Source organism: Echinimonas agarilytica, assembly GCF_023703465.1.
Taxonomy (GTDB): domain Bacteria; phylum Pseudomonadota; class Gammaproteobacteria; order Enterobacterales; family Neiellaceae; genus Echinimonas; species Echinimonas agarilytica.
In genome coordinates this window covers 85,597-102,791 of record NZ_JAMQGP010000011.1, presented here as the reverse complement: position 1 = coordinate 102,791, position 17,195 = coordinate 85,597, and the positions used below count along the sequence as shown (strand labels likewise).

At 46.4% G+C, this 17,195-nt stretch carries 16 protein-coding genes; 9 read left to right on the top strand and 7 right to left on the bottom strand.

Features of this window, described 5'->3' with window-relative positions:
* Positions 1-11: 11 nt before the first annotated feature.
* The 7 genes from wecB to NAF29_RS17795 all read right to left on the bottom strand — a co-directional run bounded on the left by wecB (position 12) and on the right by NAF29_RS17795 (position 7,164).
* On the bottom strand, positions 12-1,133 hold the full coding sequence (gene wecB / locus NAF29_RS17825) for a non-hydrolyzing UDP-N-acetylglucosamine 2-epimerase (RefSeq protein WP_251262988.1): 1,122 nt from the start codon (positions 1,131-1,133) through the stop codon (positions 12-14).
* An 83-nt stretch (positions 1,134-1,216) separates the two neighbouring features.
* Positions 1,217-1,942, bottom strand: a complete 726-nt coding sequence (locus NAF29_RS17820; protein ID WP_251262987.1) for an alpha/beta hydrolase family protein — start codon at positions 1,940-1,942, stop codon at positions 1,217-1,219.
* 1 nt (position 1,943) lies between these two features.
* A complete protein-coding gene (locus tag NAF29_RS17815; RefSeq protein WP_251262986.1) occupies positions 1,944-2,207 on the bottom strand; it encodes a phosphopantetheine-binding protein in 264 nt (87 codons plus the stop codon).
* Positions 2,204-3,202, bottom strand: coding sequence for a GNAT family N-acetyltransferase (locus tag NAF29_RS17810; RefSeq protein WP_251262985.1), 999 nt, complete (start codon positions 3,200-3,202; stop codon positions 2,204-2,206). The genes NAF29_RS17815 and NAF29_RS17810 overlap by 4 nt, the downstream gene beginning before the upstream one ends.
* Positions 3,203-3,204: 2 nt before the next feature.
* Positions 3,205-4,707 carry a lipopolysaccharide biosynthesis protein gene (locus tag NAF29_RS17805; RefSeq protein ID WP_251262984.1) on the bottom strand — a complete coding sequence of 501 codons (1,503 nt, stop codon included), beginning with the start codon at positions 4,705-4,707 and terminating at the stop codon, positions 3,205-3,207.
* A gap of 74 nt (positions 4,708-4,781) precedes the next feature.
* Positions 4,782-5,729, bottom strand: a complete 948-nt coding sequence (locus NAF29_RS17800; protein ID WP_251262983.1) for a polysaccharide deacetylase family protein — start codon at positions 5,727-5,729, stop codon at positions 4,782-4,784.
* Positions 5,698-7,164 carry a right-handed parallel beta-helix repeat-containing protein gene (locus tag NAF29_RS17795; RefSeq protein WP_251262982.1) on the bottom strand — a complete coding sequence of 489 codons (1,467 nt, stop codon included), beginning with the start codon at positions 7,162-7,164 and terminating at the stop codon, positions 5,698-5,700. The genes NAF29_RS17800 and NAF29_RS17795 overlap by 32 nt, the downstream gene beginning before the upstream one ends.
* A 132-nt stretch (positions 7,165-7,296) precedes the next feature.
* Between NAF29_RS17795 and NAF29_RS17790 the strand changes: the two genes are divergently transcribed.
* The 9 genes from NAF29_RS17790 (at position 7,297) to NAF29_RS17750 (ending at position 17,195) form a co-directional block, all read left to right on the top strand.
* Complete coding sequence (locus tag NAF29_RS17790) at positions 7,297-7,473, top strand: hypothetical protein (protein ID WP_251262981.1); 177 nt, start codon at positions 7,297-7,299, stop codon at positions 7,471-7,473.
* Positions 7,473-8,798: a putative O-glycosylation ligase, exosortase A system-associated gene (locus NAF29_RS17785; protein ID WP_251262980.1), complete on the top strand. Its 1,326-nt coding sequence runs from the start codon at positions 7,473-7,475 to the stop codon at positions 8,796-8,798. Before NAF29_RS17790 ends, NAF29_RS17785 begins: the two co-directional genes overlap by 1 nt.
* Positions 8,799-8,802: 4 nt before the next feature.
* On the top strand, positions 8,803-10,032 hold the full coding sequence (locus NAF29_RS17780; protein ID WP_251262979.1) for a glycosyltransferase: 1,230 nt from the start codon (positions 8,803-8,805) through the stop codon (positions 10,030-10,032).
* 130 nt (positions 10,033-10,162) lie between these two features.
* A complete protein-coding gene (locus NAF29_RS17775) occupies positions 10,163-11,128 on the top strand; it encodes a glycosyltransferase family 2 protein (RefSeq protein WP_251262978.1) in 966 nt (321 codons plus the stop codon).
* Between the two features lie 56 nt (positions 11,129-11,184).
* Entirely contained in the window at positions 11,185-13,014 is a 1,830-nt protein-coding gene (locus NAF29_RS17770; RefSeq protein WP_251262977.1) for a glycosyl hydrolase family 28-related protein, read from the top strand.
* Positions 13,015-13,128: 114 nt separating this feature from the next.
* Complete coding sequence (locus NAF29_RS17765; protein ID WP_251262976.1) at positions 13,129-14,364, top strand: glycosyltransferase family 4 protein; 1,236 nt, start codon at positions 13,129-13,131, stop codon at positions 14,362-14,364.
* Positions 14,364-15,212 (top strand): glycosyltransferase family 2 protein, encoded by an 849-nt coding sequence (locus NAF29_RS17760; RefSeq protein ID WP_251262975.1) that lies wholly within the window; start codon positions 14,364-14,366, stop codon positions 15,210-15,212. Before NAF29_RS17765 ends, NAF29_RS17760 begins: the two co-directional genes overlap by 1 nt.
* An 8-nt stretch (positions 15,213-15,220) precedes the next feature.
* Positions 15,221-16,279, top strand: a complete 1,059-nt coding sequence (locus NAF29_RS17755) for a glycosyltransferase (protein WP_251262974.1) — start codon at positions 15,221-15,223, stop codon at positions 16,277-16,279.
* 43 nt (positions 16,280-16,322) lie between these two features.
* Positions 16,323-17,195 carry a glycosyltransferase family 2 protein gene (locus NAF29_RS17750; RefSeq protein WP_251262973.1) on the top strand — a complete coding sequence of 291 codons (873 nt, stop codon included), beginning with the start codon at positions 16,323-16,325 and terminating at the stop codon, positions 17,193-17,195.

Sequence of the window (17,195 nt, the reverse complement as noted above, 5' to 3'; positions counted from 1 at the left end):
TCGCTTCTTTCTTATTTATTGTTTTTAAGTGCCGCTGCAATGCGTTCGCACGCATGGCCGTCCCCATAAGGATTGTGAGCAAAGCTCATGCTGTTGTAAATTTCTTCGTTATCCAATAAAGCCGTGGTTTGGTTCACGATGACATCGGTGTCTGTACCCACTAACGCAACAGTACCGGCCGCAACCGCTTCTGGGCGCTCAGTCGTATCTCGCATTACCAGTACGGGCTTGCCGAGTGATGGTGCTTCTTCTTGAATGCCGCCCGAGTCAGTCAAAATAATGTGCGACTGATTCATCAGGTATACAAACGGTAAGTAATCTTGAGGCTCTAGCAAATGAACATTGCTCAAACCAGATAGGTAGCGATTCACCGGCTCTTGAACATTAGGGTTCAAGTGGACGGGGTACACGATCTCAACATCATCACGTTGCGCCAACGTTTGTAGTGCTTTGCAGATGCGCTCAAAACCACCACCAAAGCTCTCTCTGCGATGTCCGGTGACCAGAATCATTTTCTTACTGGAGTCGAGCATCTTAAAGCGAGACGCCAGTTCGAGGTTAAGGGCTTTGTCTTCATCAATTTTTTGTTTCACAACCAGCAGAGCATCGATCACAGTATTCCCTGTGACGGTAATATCTGGATCCGCCACATTTTCACGCGTTAGGTTTTGTTTAGCAGTATCTGTGGGGGCAAAATGATATTTGGTAATTGCGCCGGTAAGTTTTCGGTTGCCTTCTTCAGGCCAAGGGCTATAAATATTGCCCGTACGCAAGCCTGCCTCAACATGTCCCACTGGAATTTGATGATAAAAAGCAGCCAGGCTGCCACAAAATGTAGTCGATGTATCCCCGTGAACTAACACACAATCAGGCTTAGCTTGCGCCATCACATCGTACAAGCCTTGCATGGCTCGGCTGGTGAGTTCAGGTAGTGACTGACCTGGTTTCATGATGTTCATATCGAAATCAGGTGTGATATCGAATAACTCCAGCACCTGATCAAGCATTTCTCGATGTTGTGCAGTGACACATACCTGGCAATCGATGTCTGCATCATTTTCTAGGACTTTGACCAAAGGTGCCATTTTAATGGCTTCAGGGCGAGTGCCGAATACAACGAGTACTTTTATCATGAGTTTGTTGACGTTCCTGTTCTTAATCGTTCCTATCATACACAGCTTATTTAACATTTTGTGATCAAAAATGCAGCGCTACATCACTGATATGATGTGAGATGTGTAATTGTTTGTTCAATCCAAGCGGTATAGTCGCGATCTTCTAATTCTTGGTGTACCCAAAATGGTGACGTATGTACCTGAATAGAGCCTAATGTGTCGGAGTTTTGGGGAGCTAAATCATCAATGTAAAATGTGTGCTGAGCATCGACATCTGCGGTTTTATCAAGTTTTGACATCGACTCTAACAATGCTTTTGGGATGGCGTACCCAGCATATTCAAGACACTGCTTTTCTGCGTCTTGCTGGCTGAGTAGTGCCGCTGTTCGCTGGATTGGTTTTGCCCAATGCCTGCCTTTGAGAATCGGATGCCATGCCCAAATTTGACTGTTGTTAGGCAGCGACGACGGCGCGAGCAATGCGCCAGCTCTAAGAGCAATAAAATGGATTGGAGCGACTGATTGCGTCTGCGCGTACGCAGAGATATCGGTGATATTTTGTTGCCAAAGTTCGAGCGTAGCGTCTTGCAAGTCTCCGGAACTATCGCCAGTGCCAAATAAATCAAATTGAATGCAATGCAGGCCGTGAGAAGCTAGCTCTAATGCAGCAAGGCTAGACAAATGCCGGCTGGCATTCATTTCCTCCAATAGTGCAGGAATGAAAATTACGGTGCCTAGAGTGTTGGAACTCGAGAGCGTTTCACTCATATACAAGGAGGCTTCGCCCGACGAAATAAACGAAAATTTGCGAGTCGGGCTGCTGGTCATGTTAGGCGTCCAGTAGTCGACGGGTGTATTGCTTTAGGCTACCCCAGGTCGCAAAGTCATCAAGCGACAACGCACTTTCGTCAATCTCCACATTGAAGACATCTTCAATCGATGTGAGTAAGTTGGTTAATGTCATGGAATCAAACTCAGCAATGTCGCCAATTAAGCCCGTGTCATCTTGCCATTGAGCGATGGCATGCGACGGCAGTAGTTGCTGCAAAATCGCTTCTAAACGTTGCTGTTGAGTTTGCTCAAGTGTTGTCATCTTAGTAATCGCTGCTTTAGTCTTGGTAAAATATCGTATCGAATTCGCGCAAGTGTGCCAAAAAAGCTGCGATTATTAAAGGCTGTTACCGTATAACACTGTTCAGAGATGTTCATCCAATCTTGTTTATAGGGCTCGTCGCCCATGCCAAAATCAACCCATTTCACGCTATCTTGCTCTAAAACGTGGCGCATTAGGAACTCTGTTAATAAAGTTCCGGCCGAATAATTTTTAAATTTCGGGTGATAAGCCAGCTTGAAAATATTGGTCTTACCCTGATAGTTGAACCAAATTTGCGCGGCTGCCGGTTCATTATCAATATAGAGCAACGCCATCCGCAGCCAGCCTCGCTCGGCCGCTAGTTTTGAAAACTCTTTGATGAACGATATGTTTTCTTCAACAGGTTTCCAGCTGGCATCATAAATGCTTTTGTAGTCCGCAAACCCCCGCTCAAAACTTTCAACGCTGGACACAAGCTGGCAGTGCCATTGCCTCTGTTCACGGAGGAGCTTGTTCTTTTTCCGCTTGAGCGTATTTTTCAGTTGGGAAGGGCGTTGGGCAAAGTATTCTTCTGGGCTGACATCGAGGCGCAGTTGCCAGTTGGTAAATTGTGGTTCTAACTTAAATGGGATGCGTTGCGCTTTTAAGTAGCTTTGAATCTGCTGAATGAACTCATTGTTTTTGCTGGCTAAACCAATGGTTGCCATATGCCAAGGCTGTTCCAATAATGAATTGAACAGGGGCATTGTTTGAGAAGGTGAGAGTGGGGTTCGCGGTGCTGCATGGGTGACAAAATAGTTTCGCAACGGTGCTATTCGCTTTAAACCACTGTTTGATATGGAGCGAACGTAGGCATAACGCGTCTCTTTGTCTCCCGTAAAGCTTCTCGCATAGTGCAGCACTTGCGAAGGTGAAAAGCAGTGCTTATAAAGGCACTGTTGCCACGCATCGGTAAGTTCTATGTTGGTTGCTTCTGAGGCGTTAGTGTCCAGCATGTTCACCTTACATTGGCTTGATTAAACGGCCAGCGCTCCAGTTTTTGCTCTGATATGCCCAAGTCAGTGAGCACCGAATGTAGCAATTGCATGCTCTTGGGCTGGGTATAAATGAGCCACAAACAATAGGAAAGTACGCCAACAGCAACTTTTACGCACAACATGATGAAGTCATTTACATTGAGCCAAGTGTTGAGCGCAAATTCAATCCCCATAATTGCCACTGCCATTGCCAGACATGCACTCACAGGCGCGGCTAGGTGCTGCGCATATTGGCGCATGGATAATGCATAATAGCGGCGCGTGATCAAAAGAAGCACAACCATTAATACCGGGTAAGTGATAGCCAGTGCAGCTGAAGCACCGACGATATCCCAGTTCACCGCACCGATATAAACACCTAATGGAATCATCACCGCACACAACGTGGTATAGCGTGCTGTAATGTCGGCGCGGCCAATCGAAATTAGGGCTTGTGTCAGCAAGGGGTCGATGGACTTACACGCGCTCATGACACATAGCAATTGCAGTGGCAGCGTTACTTCTGACCAATCTGGCCCCAACAATACAGAGACTAATTCATCGGCGGTTAACACCATGCCCATTAACACTGGGAAAGCGATTAAAGCCAGTCCTGATGTTAGTTTTAAAATTGCTGCGTTAAGCGACTTGGTATCCTCCTGTAAGCGAGCAAATAGTGGCGAAGCCACTTGAATCACCAGTGTTGTGATGTGTTGGGACGGCAGGAACGCAAGCGTTTGAGCCATAGTAAAAACACCAGTGGCGCGATCGCCACTGACTTTACCTAGAATCAATGTTTGCGCATTGCTATAGATGTACCAAGTAATCCGCGAATAAGTCACTGTGGCGCCAAATTTCATGAGATCAATAGCTTCCGATAGTTTACCACCGTTGGTGGGCAGCCACCTCGACGCAGCGAACATGGCGATCGTTCGAAATAATTCACCTGCCAACATGCCGTACACCAACGACCATGTTTCCCAACCCATGAGCGCTAAGGCCAAGGTGGTGCCGCAGTGAATCAGAATCGACACAAACTCAATGGCCGAAATGTGCATGAATTTCATTTCTCGGCGCAACAGTGCTTCGGGCACCGTTTTAACCGCACCTAAGATGAATCCTAAAGCAATGACTTGTAGTAAAGCGCCCACTTTATCGTTGTCATACAAGTCATTGGCCAACGGTGCCGCCCAATAGGTTGCAAAGTAAAGCAGTACACTAATGACCATCGCTATGTAAAAGCAGCCGACTAATTGAACTTGGCTGACTTGTTTGCGCTGAACAATAGCGCTGCCCAAGCCTATTTCATTGAAAAAGGCGACAAAGCCCGACACCACCATTGCCATCGCCATGAGACCGTAGTCTTCAGGTGACAGGATTCGCGCAAGAACCAGAGTGTTTACAAATGAGATGATACGTCCAAAGCTTTTTCCCGCACCTAAAAATGCGATGCCTTTGACCGTTTTCTGTTTTAAATCAGACATGTTCTTAATTACTCAATTGTTGTCGCGAAGGCTGACAACATTAGATGAACCTGGGTGCGGTATTACCCCCATCACTAGCTCAGCCAGTGCTTCAGATAAAATTTAGTCAGATGAAATGCGCTAATCGATGTAGGAAGCTCAATCCGTTTGAGCATAAATTGGTCGCGCCCATCGAGTTTAGATATTCCATAATTTGCGCTCACCGCATGTTCATAACCCGCTTCTTCCACAAAGCCTTTGTGAAGATCTAAGAAATCTCGGTTGTGCCAGCCATTGGGATAGGCAAAAGAACGAGGAGAGCGCCCCAGGATCTTAGCTAAACGTTGCTGGTCGCTTATAATTTGTTGGTGTGCGTCTTCGGCTGATTCTTGCGCCAAAATCGGGTGGCTTACTGTGTGTCCACCCACTTCCATGCCGAGTTGGTGGAGTGCGCGAATCTCATCGGTATTAAGCAGTTCAATGGCCGAACGCAGCTCGAGTGTGCGAGTATCGTCACTGAGCCCAAATTGTTGTTGAAACGATTGGATAAGACCTGCTCGTTGTTTGAATGGACGGTACTTAATGGCGCGTTCAAGCGCCTTAAGAAATTCAGGCTGATGCGAACTGGTCTGTTTGAATTCAATTTGGTAACGGCTGAGAAAGTCTTTTGCCAATGTGGGCGTGAGTTGTTTGTTGTGAAGGCAGCTCACCAGAATTTGATCATTCCACATCAACTGCTTGTCTGATGATAAACCGGTACACACGTAAAATGAGGCTTGTGCATCCATATCAACCAATATGGGCGCAATATCTTTCAAATAAGACTGATAACCATCATCAAAGCTAATAGCGATGGCGCGGCGGTCACCGTTTTGGCAACGGTTCAAGGCCTCAGATACTGTGCATATATCGTAGCGTTTCGATAAGCGTTTAATAAATAGACGAAAACCTTCGAGCACCTCATCTTTGGAAAGGCCTGCTAAAAGTCCATCGCGTACCAAATTATGGTACTTAAGAATCGGTAAAGTCGCTGTTCGCGTCATGCTCAAATACTCTAGATAACCGCTCTGAGCAGAATCCTTGATCACTCAGTCCTAAATAATCAGTGCTTAGTTCCAGCTTGCCACAAAAATTAGGCAATGCTTTGGAAAACTCAATGGTTTGAGCATTAGCGCTGTGCTTCCCTTCGTTTGAAGTTGAAAAATCAAGCTGACTCGCAGACTCGATCGCCTCAAATGAATAATCTTTGGCCGTGACGGTACTCAGCTTGCGAATTAAATTCGCTGAGGCGTCGAAGTGACCTCCATCGCGAGAGAGAATTCTACCCGTGATGATATTGTTTCGAAACAGTGCAGAACTTACGGCATAACGAACGTCGATACCACTAGAACTGAGTACGATGTTGTTGGCAAGCGTTATGTCTTGGCCTTTATTAATGTAAATGCCTACATCTGTTGTGCAATTTAACACCAGATTGTGATTCATCACAGTGTCTTTATATTCATACCCACGCGAACCTTGGCGCCGGTATTCTTTACCCGTTCCGCCGCCGCCAATAGACAGACCGATTTGAACACCTTTGCTCTTGTTCTTTGCATCACAGACCACAAGGTTGCCGCTGATATTTGAGCCTTGACCGCCCCCTTTGACGAACAAGCCGTAACTCGTGCCATTGCTGCCCACTTTGTGAAAATCGAAAATCGTATTGTTGGAGATATCCCATTCGTTTGCTGCAACGATATCAATGGGAGTCACCGAGCGTTTCGAACGCCGAACCGTCGTGTTGAAAATGATGTTCTCAGAAATAATGCCTTGATCAGGATACTGCTTGCCCAGCCCGTTCACTTTGATCGCGGCATTTGCATTCACCAGTACATTATTATGAAGCACGGTGTGTTTGGCTTTTCCAACCACGTGGAAGATATGGTCGCAATAATCTGATTTACACACACCTTCAATGCGAAACCCAGAAAAGTTAATGTGGGGAGAGCTAATGTAAATGCCCTCTTCACTGAGAAGGCGGATCACGGCATCGCCACCCGCTTGAATGATGCGATGACTGCCAGCCACTTTAATGACTCGTTTTTTCAGCGTGTAGGTGCCGGGTAGTACAATTGTATTCTTGCAGTGTGGTTTCTTTTCTAAAGTTTCGAGAAGCTTTTTACCTGAGTCAACGAAGCAAGCACCTGCCGTATTCATGGCTTTGCTTTGTACGGGCATAATATTGGTGCGAGGCGTTAGCGGTATGGTTTGATCAAGGCGCGTGTTTGCCAGTGCCTTCAATGCGGGTTTTAAAGCTTGCTCGACAACCGTGCTACTTTTTTCCATATGCCGTAGTTTTTGTTCTGCAAGAATAGAAAGTGGCACGCCTGTATCTAGCACAGTACTGGTGCTTTTATATGCCCAAATACCAATAGCGGCATGCACGATGACACTGCATGCAATCAAATAGCCTATAAGTATTTTCTTACTGAGCATTGCTTCTCAAGTCCCTCGAGTGTGTTGGGTATCCCTCTTTGCTGCATTATGATGCCACAATTCAATGCCTATAAAAGCTTGGTGTTAAGGTTTTGCTGAAACTTTGTTAGGTTAAGCTTCGCGTTTAAATAAATGATCGGTATCATAACGCCATCGTGCTTTATCTGTTTAGAGCTTACTTTACCTATATCAGGGACGTCGCTAGGTATGATTGAATCGCTGTTGTTTCTCGTTGAAGTTGCGGCCATGTGCTATGTCGCCTTTCTGTACGACCAGCATGAACGTACTCAGAAGAAAGAGAAGAAATAATGCGCGACCCGATTTTCTTAGCGGCATTCATTTATCTATTATATCTTGGCCTTAAACACCCCTCTGTAGCCGTTTCTACTTGGCTTTGGGTTGCTATGGTGATGCCTAAAAATGCGCTGTATGGCTTCGGCTCCAGCATGCGCTTTAATGCTTTTATTGCACTGGCTACTATTGCAACCACCGTCCTAAACAATAAAAAAGTGAAAGGTTGCTTTGATGCCATTTCCTTCATGGCCGTTGCCTTCTTTGTACAGATGACCCTATCGTCTATTTTCGCAGAAAATGACCCCAAACCGGTGTGGGTCGCATACGACAAAGCGGTTAAAATTTTACTGCTCTATTTCTTCGCGACGGCATTGATTAATACTCGAAAACAGCTCGAATTGTTTGTATTGGCCATGCTGATTGGCTTGTCTTATCACGGTGTGATTGAAGGGCTTAAGTTTGCAGCCAGTGGGGGGGGGCACCGAATTCACACTGGATTCATGGGCGACAACAACATGTTGGCCTTAGCGTTATGCATGGCCATGCCACTGTTTGGATATTTCATGGCTCAGGCCCCTAACAAAATCTATCGCTGGGCGGCAGCGGGGTGCATGCTGCTATTCGCACTGTCGATTATGGGGACCAATTCCCGAGGTGGTTTTGTCGGAATGGCTTTTTTGCTGCTGATGAATTTTGTCTTTGCTAAAAAGAAGTTAGGCCTAGGTGTTATTTACACCATCGGGATTATTTTCGCGGTCTCGTTAATGCAAGATCAGTATATTGATCGACTAAATACCATTGATAACGCAGCCGAAAGTGATGGGAGTTTCATGGGGCGGCTGGTGGCTTGGAAGGTCGCAACCTTGCTTGCTCTGGAACACCCCTTTTTGGGCGTGGGATTTTATGGGTTGCAAAATCATGGCTTGTTCTTTGGTCAGGCTGAAAACTATGACAACCTGAGCTTCATTCCCGCGCCAGATATCTATTTTGCTACCTTTGCAAAGGCCGCTCATTCCATTTATTTTCAGGTGTTGAGTGATCATGGATTTGTTGGCTTCTTTATTTATTTTGGCATGATCGGGATTGCCATTATAAAGGCTATGAATCTGATGATGTCGGCGACTTCTGAAGAATGGATGCGCAACCTTGCTAAGTATGTGCTGGTGGCCTTGATGGTGTTCTGTTTAAGTGGAGCAGCCTTAAGCTTTGCCTATAACGATGTAAGTTTTGCCTTACTGGCCATGGTGACCATTATGGGTAAAATCAAACGCACTCAACAACAAGAGCAGCATAAAATTAAAATGCGCGAACGCGAATTGCGATTAGCAGGGAAATTGTAATTTTATGGCCATTCAACAAAAGCCAAGCCTATTAATGATTGCCCTTGAAGTACCACCGTGCAGAAGTGCCGGCGTGCAACGCACGTTGAAGTTTGCTGAATACTTGGTGCAAAAAGGGTGGCGGCCCATTATTTTGACCGTTGAGAGCGACATCTACAAAAATACCGATGCCGAGCCTTATCAATGGCCTGAAGGGGTTGAAGTGGTGCGAACCAAGGCGCTAGACAGCTCTAAAGCCTTTTCAATAAAAGGTAAGTATTTTGCTTGGTCGGCCATTCCTGATAAATGGTGGACATGGTTATTTAGTGCCATTCCTGCTGGCAAGCGTCTGATCCAACAGCATAACCCTGCGTTAATTTGGTCGACGTATCCGGTTTCAACTGCTCACTTTATTGCTTGGCGTTTATCGAAAGCATCGGGCTTACCTTGGGTCGCCGACTATCGAGACCCATTGCAAGTGCGTTATGACCCCGCGGTGGAACGTTACTCGACGATTGCCAAGTGGATCGAGCGTAAAGTTATGCTCAATGCCACTCGCGTGGTATGTACGGCTGACAAGTCAAAGCAGCTCTATCAATCTATTTACCCTCAATTGCCCGACAACAAATATGAGGTGATTCAGAACGGTTTTGATGAAGGTAACTTTAATCAGTTAACGACTCGCGATCCATCGGTCAATCACGGTAAATTCGTGTTTTTGTATAGCGGAGCCTTGTACCCACGCGGACGAGATCCCGTGCCTTTATTTAAGGCGATTCAAGCGCTTAAAAAGAGCGGGGTTGTTTGTTCTGAGCAGGTTGAATTTAGATTCCGAGGGGCAGGTGATGGTGCTGGCTATCAAACCGTGATGCAGCAACTTGATGTGGCTGATTGTGTGCGCTTTATGCCACCGGTGAGTTATCAAGAATCCTTGCAGGAAATGCTCAATAGTGACGCCTTATTATTGATCCAAGGTGAGCTGTTTAATAATCAAATCCCCGGAAAACTGTACGAATACATTCGCGTAGGGCAGCCAATTTTGGCGCTAACACCTGAACAAAGCGCCACCGCACAAGTGGTGCAAGACAGCCAACGAGGTCTTGTTGCAGAAAATGCTGAAGGCTTAGAGCAGGCGATATCCGCTATATTAGCGGGCTTTGATGTTCCTGATTTAAACGCCTTTGACTATAGCCGAGAGCAAAGAGCCGATGAGCTCGATCAGCTATTTACAGGTATCATCAAAGGCACACATTAAGCGAACCCGAAGCGATTCGCTTGAAGAACACTTCATGACAATGACATGAAGTTGTTATAACTTACGTACATTATTTTAATAAAATACTGATTTCCATCTTACGGATTATATTGCTGGTAACGGAAAACTAATGAAACTGATTGTTCAAATCCCATGTTATAACGAGGCAGAAACTCTGCCGGAGACTTATGCGGATATTCCTAAAGAAATTCCTGGCATTGATAAAGTTGAAGTGCTGATTGTTGATGATGGAAGCACCGATGGCACTTCAGAAGTGGCGAAAGAGCTCGGCATTGAGCACATCATTCGCAATAAAAATAATAAAGGCTTGGCTCGCACATTCCGCATAGCGTTGGAAGAGTCCATCAAACGTGGCGCAGATATTATCGTCAATACCGATGGTGACAACCAATATGCAGGTGCTGATATAGCGAAGCTTGTGGTGCCTATTCTAGCGGGTGAAGCTGACATCGTCGTGGGCGACCGCGAAACTCATAAAATTCAGCACTTTTCCAAATTTAAGAAATTACTGCAATATGTAGGCAGTGCCGTGGTTCGCAAATTATCGGGCACACGAGTGCCAGATGCGGTCTCAGGGTTTAGAGCCATCAGCCGAGAGGCCGCAATAAAAACCAATATTGTGTCGCCTTTTAGCTACACCATTGAGACTATTATTCAGGCGGGTAAAAAGCATTTAGCCATCAGCTCAGTGCCTGTCGATACCAACCCAAAAACACGGGAAAGTCGTCTTTTTACGAATATTCCAAAATTCGTTCAGCGCCAACTGTCGGCTATGGTGCGGATGTATGCCATGTATCAGCCGATGCGTTTTTTCTTCTACATTGGCATTGTGATGGGGTTGATTGGTGCAATTCCAGTGATTCGATTCCTATTTAAATACATGATGGGCAATGGTGATGGCCACATTCAATCTCTTGTTTTAGGTGGCACATTCCTACTGATGGGATTTTTAGCCTTCCTCGTGGGATTACTGTCTGATTTGATTTCGCACAATCGCCAACTGCTCGAAACAACGTTGGAAAAGACCCGCAATCTTGAGCTTGAGTTGCTCAAGTACAAAAACAAAGAAGATTAAATGAAAACCGCAGCGTGTCTGCGGTTTTTTATGTCAGAGAGTTCCAAGGAGTAAGTATGCGATCCATAAATCACCTCGTGTGGTTGTCGTTACTTTTGGCGAGCTGTACTTCCACTGCTCCGCCTGCTCCTGCTGAGTCCTCTGTTTCGAATCCAACCATTGCAGCACCGACTCAGCCAGTAGAAGCGCCTGCTGAGCCTTTCCCCGCACCCGTTGATATCATGCCCGGAGCCACTGCTGCGCAGCTTCGTACTCAAATTGAAGCACAACAAATTGAACTTGATATATTGCTGGTGGATTACACCGAACATCACCCTTCCGCTCGAATTGTGGCAAAACGTTTAGCAGCTTTAAAAGCTCAATTATCGCGCATGTCGCCAGAACAGGTTGCAGATGCTGCGGGGTGGGTTCCCAAAATACTCCAACAACATGAAGTATACCTGCCAGATTTTTCATTTGCGGGCTATCAATGGGGAGAGATCACCCCCAAAACCAATGCCACGCAGATTATTGATGTCACTGATTTCGGTGCCATTGCGAATGACCGGCAAGATGATAGCGACGCGATTATCGCCGCGCTCGATTATGCTGACACTGTACCTGGCGCTGTGATTGTTAGCTTTCCATCAGGCTTGTTTACGGTGAATCGTATTATTGCGATTGAGCGCAGTCATATCGTGCTGCGTGGGCAAGGCAGTTCAGGCCAATCTGCGACCACGTTGTACATGCCTCAAGCGCTGAGGGACTTGGCGCAAAGCGAACAAGAGCAGCATAACGTACCGAATCTGATCAGCAATAATCTACGCGCAACTGACAACAATACATCGCCGGTGTCGTGGAAGGGCGGGTTTATTTGGACTCGAACCGATACTTTGGCACACCACTCCCCCCTGCAAGGGCAAGCGATAAAGGGCGAACAAGGCGGTCACTCGCTACACATTGAGGGAGCCGCAGGGTTTTCTATAGGACAAACCATTATGCTGAATTGGTGTGATACCGGATGCGAACGCGCCAGTTTTACACACCACCTTATGGGCAATACGAATACTCCGCTCGGCACTGCGTTTGCTAATCATCATGGGCTAGTGAAGCAATACCTCACCATCACGCAGGTCAATGGCACAAGTATTCAGGTCAAAGAGCCGCTTTTGCATGATGTGAAGCCGCAGTGGAAAGTGTCATTCTCACAACCGCAATTTCTAACAGAAGTGGGTTTTGAAGACTTTCGCGTTGAATTCCCAACTTTGCCTTACGCAGGGCATCATAAAGAACGAGGCTATAACGGCCTGTTCCTAACCGAATTAAAGCATTCTTGGGTGAAAAATGTGACTGTCGTTAACGCTGACAGCGCCTTTCTTGTCGATAAATCGGCAAACGTGACACTCGATGAAATTAGGGCAAGCGGTCGTCAAGGTCACTACTCAATGACCATTACCAATTCTAACTATGTGTTGGCGCAGCGTTTTTCATTCACTGCCCCTTCTCTGCATACCCCCGCGGTAGGCTGGAATGCTGAACTCAATGTGTACTCTGGTGGCACTGTGCGCAGTGCTAAATTTAACCTGCACAGAGGCTTAAATCAGCAAAACTTATTTGACAATATTGCAGTGCAGCTGAGCGGCATCAACGATCTATTTACCGGTGCGGGCAATCCGGCCTCTGGCCCCCTCGCAGCGGCTTACACTACTTATTGGAACATTCGAACTCAGGGCAATCCGCGAGGTATGATTGACGTTGAATCGCCGGAAATGAGGCTGGTGGGATTAACAAATTCAGCCCCCATTGGTTTGGCTTTCAACTTCAAAGCATATGTAGAAGGGTTAAACCAAGAAGGGGTAGAACCAAGCTCTTTGTATCGATATCAGTTAGCGCAACGAAAGCACTGACCGAGACATAAGCGCACGCGCTAGGTACAATGGGCTCAGTATGAGTGAATATGAGAATAATTCGATTTCACACTGCTGTTCGTTAGGATAATGAAATAAACAGGGACGATACTCGTGAAATTGCTGTTGGTCACTTCAAATTACCCTCGCTGGAAAGGGGATTCCACAACCCCTTTTGTTCACAATCTGGCCAAAGATTTGGTGGCAAAAGGCCATGAAGTAACCGTACTTGCCCCGCATTTTGTGGGAGCCGAGCGCCGTGAAGTGATGGACGGCGTGACGGTGAAACGCTTCTACTATTGTTTTCCGCTAAGTGCTCAAACCGTGTGCTACCAAGGTGGCGCACTGGTGAATTTGCGTAAGAAACCACATGAGAAATTAAAGCTGCCTATTTTTGTTTTGGCAGAGTGCTTTGCAGTGTTTAAAGAGCTCGTCTTGAACCGATACGATGTGATCAATGCGCACTGGATTGTACCGCAAGGGTTTGCCAGTGTTGTTGCCTCATGCTTTTTCAAAACGCCCGTTGTAACCACTGTTCATGGCGGTGATATTTTTTCACTCAAAGGCAAATTCATGGTGAAACTCAAGCGTTGGGTGCTTCGCCATACGCGAGCCGTGAGCGTGAACTCATCATTTACAGAAGCCGCTGTGAAAGACATCATGGCTTGCCAACCAACCTCGGATCATGTTGAACGGATCCCGATGGGCGTGAAAGTCGGCTCATTACCTCCTGCACATGAAGTGGCTGAAATTAGAGCCAAGTTCGTTGATTCTCCAACGCAAAAGCTAGCCGTATTCGTGGGGCGCGTGATCGACGAAAAAGGAATCTTTGAGGCGGTTGATGCAATCCGAGCGTTGCGTGAATCTAAAGTGGACGTGAAGTTGCTGGTGATTGGCGAAGGGCAAGACAAAGCCGAGCTCGAAGCGCGCATTAAACTGCACAAACTCGAAGCCTACATTAACCCCGTTGGTTGGGTCGATCACGACATGGTGCAGCATTATATGGCTGCAGCAGATGCCTTTGTCGGCCCTTCTAAAGAGTCCGACACTGGGTGGGTTGAAGCGCAAGGATTGACCTTTCTTGAAGCCATGGCTGCAGGCGCAATTGTGGTAGGAAGTCGCTCTGGAGGCATTGTCGATTCGATTGTGGACGGAGAATCAGGTTTTCTGTGTGAACCTGCTAATAGTCAGAGCCTTGCTCAAACGCTTGAACAAGCATTTGCTTTAAGTGATTCAGACCGTGAACAAATGACACTCCATGCGCGCGAACGAGTGCAGCAAATATTCTCGCGTGAAATATCGGCCAACTCATTTGAGGCCTTGTTTCAAAAGCTCAAGGAACAGCGTTAATGGTTCTAAATGCATTGCAAACGCCACTTGTCAGCGTTTATATACCCACAAAAAACCGGCCTGAATTATTGCAACGCGCGATTAATTCGGTCCTTGCTCAAAGCTACCCAAATGTAGAAATCCTTGTTAGTGATGACGGCTCTACCGATAACACCCCTGAGTTAATCGCGCAATGGCAAAGCAAGCACAGCAACATCGTGTATTTGCGAGAAGAGACTTCCAAAGGCGCTTGTCATGCTCGCAACAAAGCGATTCGTGTGGCCAAAGGCGAGTTTATTACCGGGCTGGATGATGATGATCGGTTTGCGCCAAACAGAATCGAAGACTTTGTGGCGGCTTGGAAAGGCGATGCTTCATTTCTATGCTCATTAAAATACGACTTTGATGGCAAGCGAAATCGACCAAGCCACTACTATCAGCGCACCATAAGATTTGATGATCTCGTGCGTCGAAATTATGTGGGTACCCAAATATTTGCCCACCGGCAGACATTGCTCGATCACGACTTACTATTCGATGAACGTTATCCCGCCTGGCAAGACTACGACTTCTTCACCAATATTTTGCATACGCTTGGCCCAGCTAAGCGGGTGTATAACCGCTCGTACATTCAACACATCGACCACGAGCAAAACCGCATTACCAATCCGTTACGAATTTTACGCGGATACCGTTTGTATGTGACTAAGTACAAAGCTCATATGTCGCCTTCTCAAAGGCTTTCGTTGTTAGTGAACGCCAACATACTGCGGCAGCATCAAATGGGCGACCGAGTGCTTAAATTGTGTTGGAAGCATTTAAACCTGTGGGATTTATTCCGTATCTATAAAAAGCAGCGGATGAAGTAGAGTTGGCTATGAAAGTTTTAATTGTGGGCAATCGCTATTCGTCCAATATGGATGTGCTTAACAATCCTGAGTATCGAACATTTAAGATCGCACAGGCTTTTAAAGACAATGGCATTGATTGCCAAACTTGGCTGATTAATTACAAAAGCGCAGGCGATGAAGAATGCCCAGAAGGTCAGTACTTTTCGCCATCAGCGCGCACACTTAACCTTCCAAAAGTTCGGCAGCAGCTCAATCGGCGTTTGCAGCAATTTCAACCCACACATGTATGGTTTACTAATGGCCCTATTGTGGGATTAGTCGCACGTATTTTGTGCCCTGCATTGTTAAAAACACGAGTCATTTATGAAGTGCTCGACAACTATGCGACCTATTATCCACAATGGCTGGTGCCGTTCAGTGCATTTGATCGTCATATTCGTCGCAATAGCGAGTTGTGCTTGTACGTCACACAAGAACTGCTTGACGCTGACAGCATCGCCCAAAAAGCGCAATTCGTGTTCCCCAATGGCTATGAACCCGCGCTATTTAAACCGCAGGATCAGCAGGTATGTCGGCAGCGCTTGAACCTAAAATCGAACGCCTACTGTGTTGGGTACACAGGGTCGCTAGATGTGCGAGTGAATGATAACTTATCGCACATATTAAACCATGCAAAAGAGACCAACATTGAATTTGTAGTGGCATCGAACAGCGAGCCGCCAGAGTGGCTGTTGAACAATAAAAAAGTCACATGGTTAGGCGGCAAAAAGATTAGTGAAGTGCCAGAAGTGATCAATGCATGTGATTTAATGCTGATCCCCAATCGCCAAGATGATTTCACCCAATTTTGTTTTCCAAGCAAACTGTTGGAATACATGGGCTGTGGCAAACCATTTCTCATTACGCCCATCAACCAATTAAACGGCATGGTGCCTGCGCACTTTATTTCGAGTTTCGACATGAGCCAATACACCCAAGACATATTGGCCGCCGAAAAAGCCAGCTATTGTGCAGTAGATTGCTCTCAATACACTTGGAAAGGCATGGTTGAAGGCGTGATCACACGGTTGAAGAAAATATCATGAATACATACACCTCGACTGCTCGAATGCACTTAGGAGTCTAACTGTGAAGCTTTCTGTCATTATCCCCACGTATCGTGATTGGACTCGCCTCACGCTTTGTTTGAATGCCTTGGCTCAACAAACCTTCGACAACAGTCAGTTCGAAGTGATTGTGGCGAACAACGATCCAAGTGATATGCCGCCTGCCGACTTTCTGACTGCGTATGCATTCGATTGCCAAATTGTAGAGGCCCATCAAAAAGGATCGTATGCCGCCAGAAATGTGGGGGCCGCAATCGCAAAAGCGCCGGTGCTGTGTTTTACCGATGCCGATTGTGTACCCGATTCCAAATGGCTTGAGCGATCGTTTACGCAATTTTCTCAGCCGAACAGCAATACCTTGCTGTTGTCGGGCGATGTGGTCATGTTTAGTGAGTATAGGCCTGACTACCAATACAATTTTGCCGAATCATACGACTTCTTTTTTGGCATCAACCAAAAAGAATATGCCGCACGCAAAGTCGCTTGTACTGCAAACCTCATCATGCATATGGATGTATTTAATCGTGTTGATGGATTTAATGCCGAGTTGTTTTCAGGAGGCGATGTCGACTTTTGCTCACGAGCCGTGAATGCCGGTGCACGCTTTGAATTTGATGACACCTGTTTTGTGAAGCACCCGCTGCGCGATACATTTAAAGCGCTTACCATTAAATCACGCCGCGTGATTGGCGCGCGTATTAAGCGCCAAGGCTACGCCAAAAGCATCGGTACTTTGCTGCCACCCTTGTATCGCATTTATAAAATTTCCGGGGTCTCTACGGTACCGTGGAGCCTCCGATTAAAAGGCATTGCGAGTACATTTGTGATTAAAGTGGCACAAATCTCCGAATACTTAGCCCTGTTGTTTGGGCTTAAAAAAGCAGAAAACCGCTAA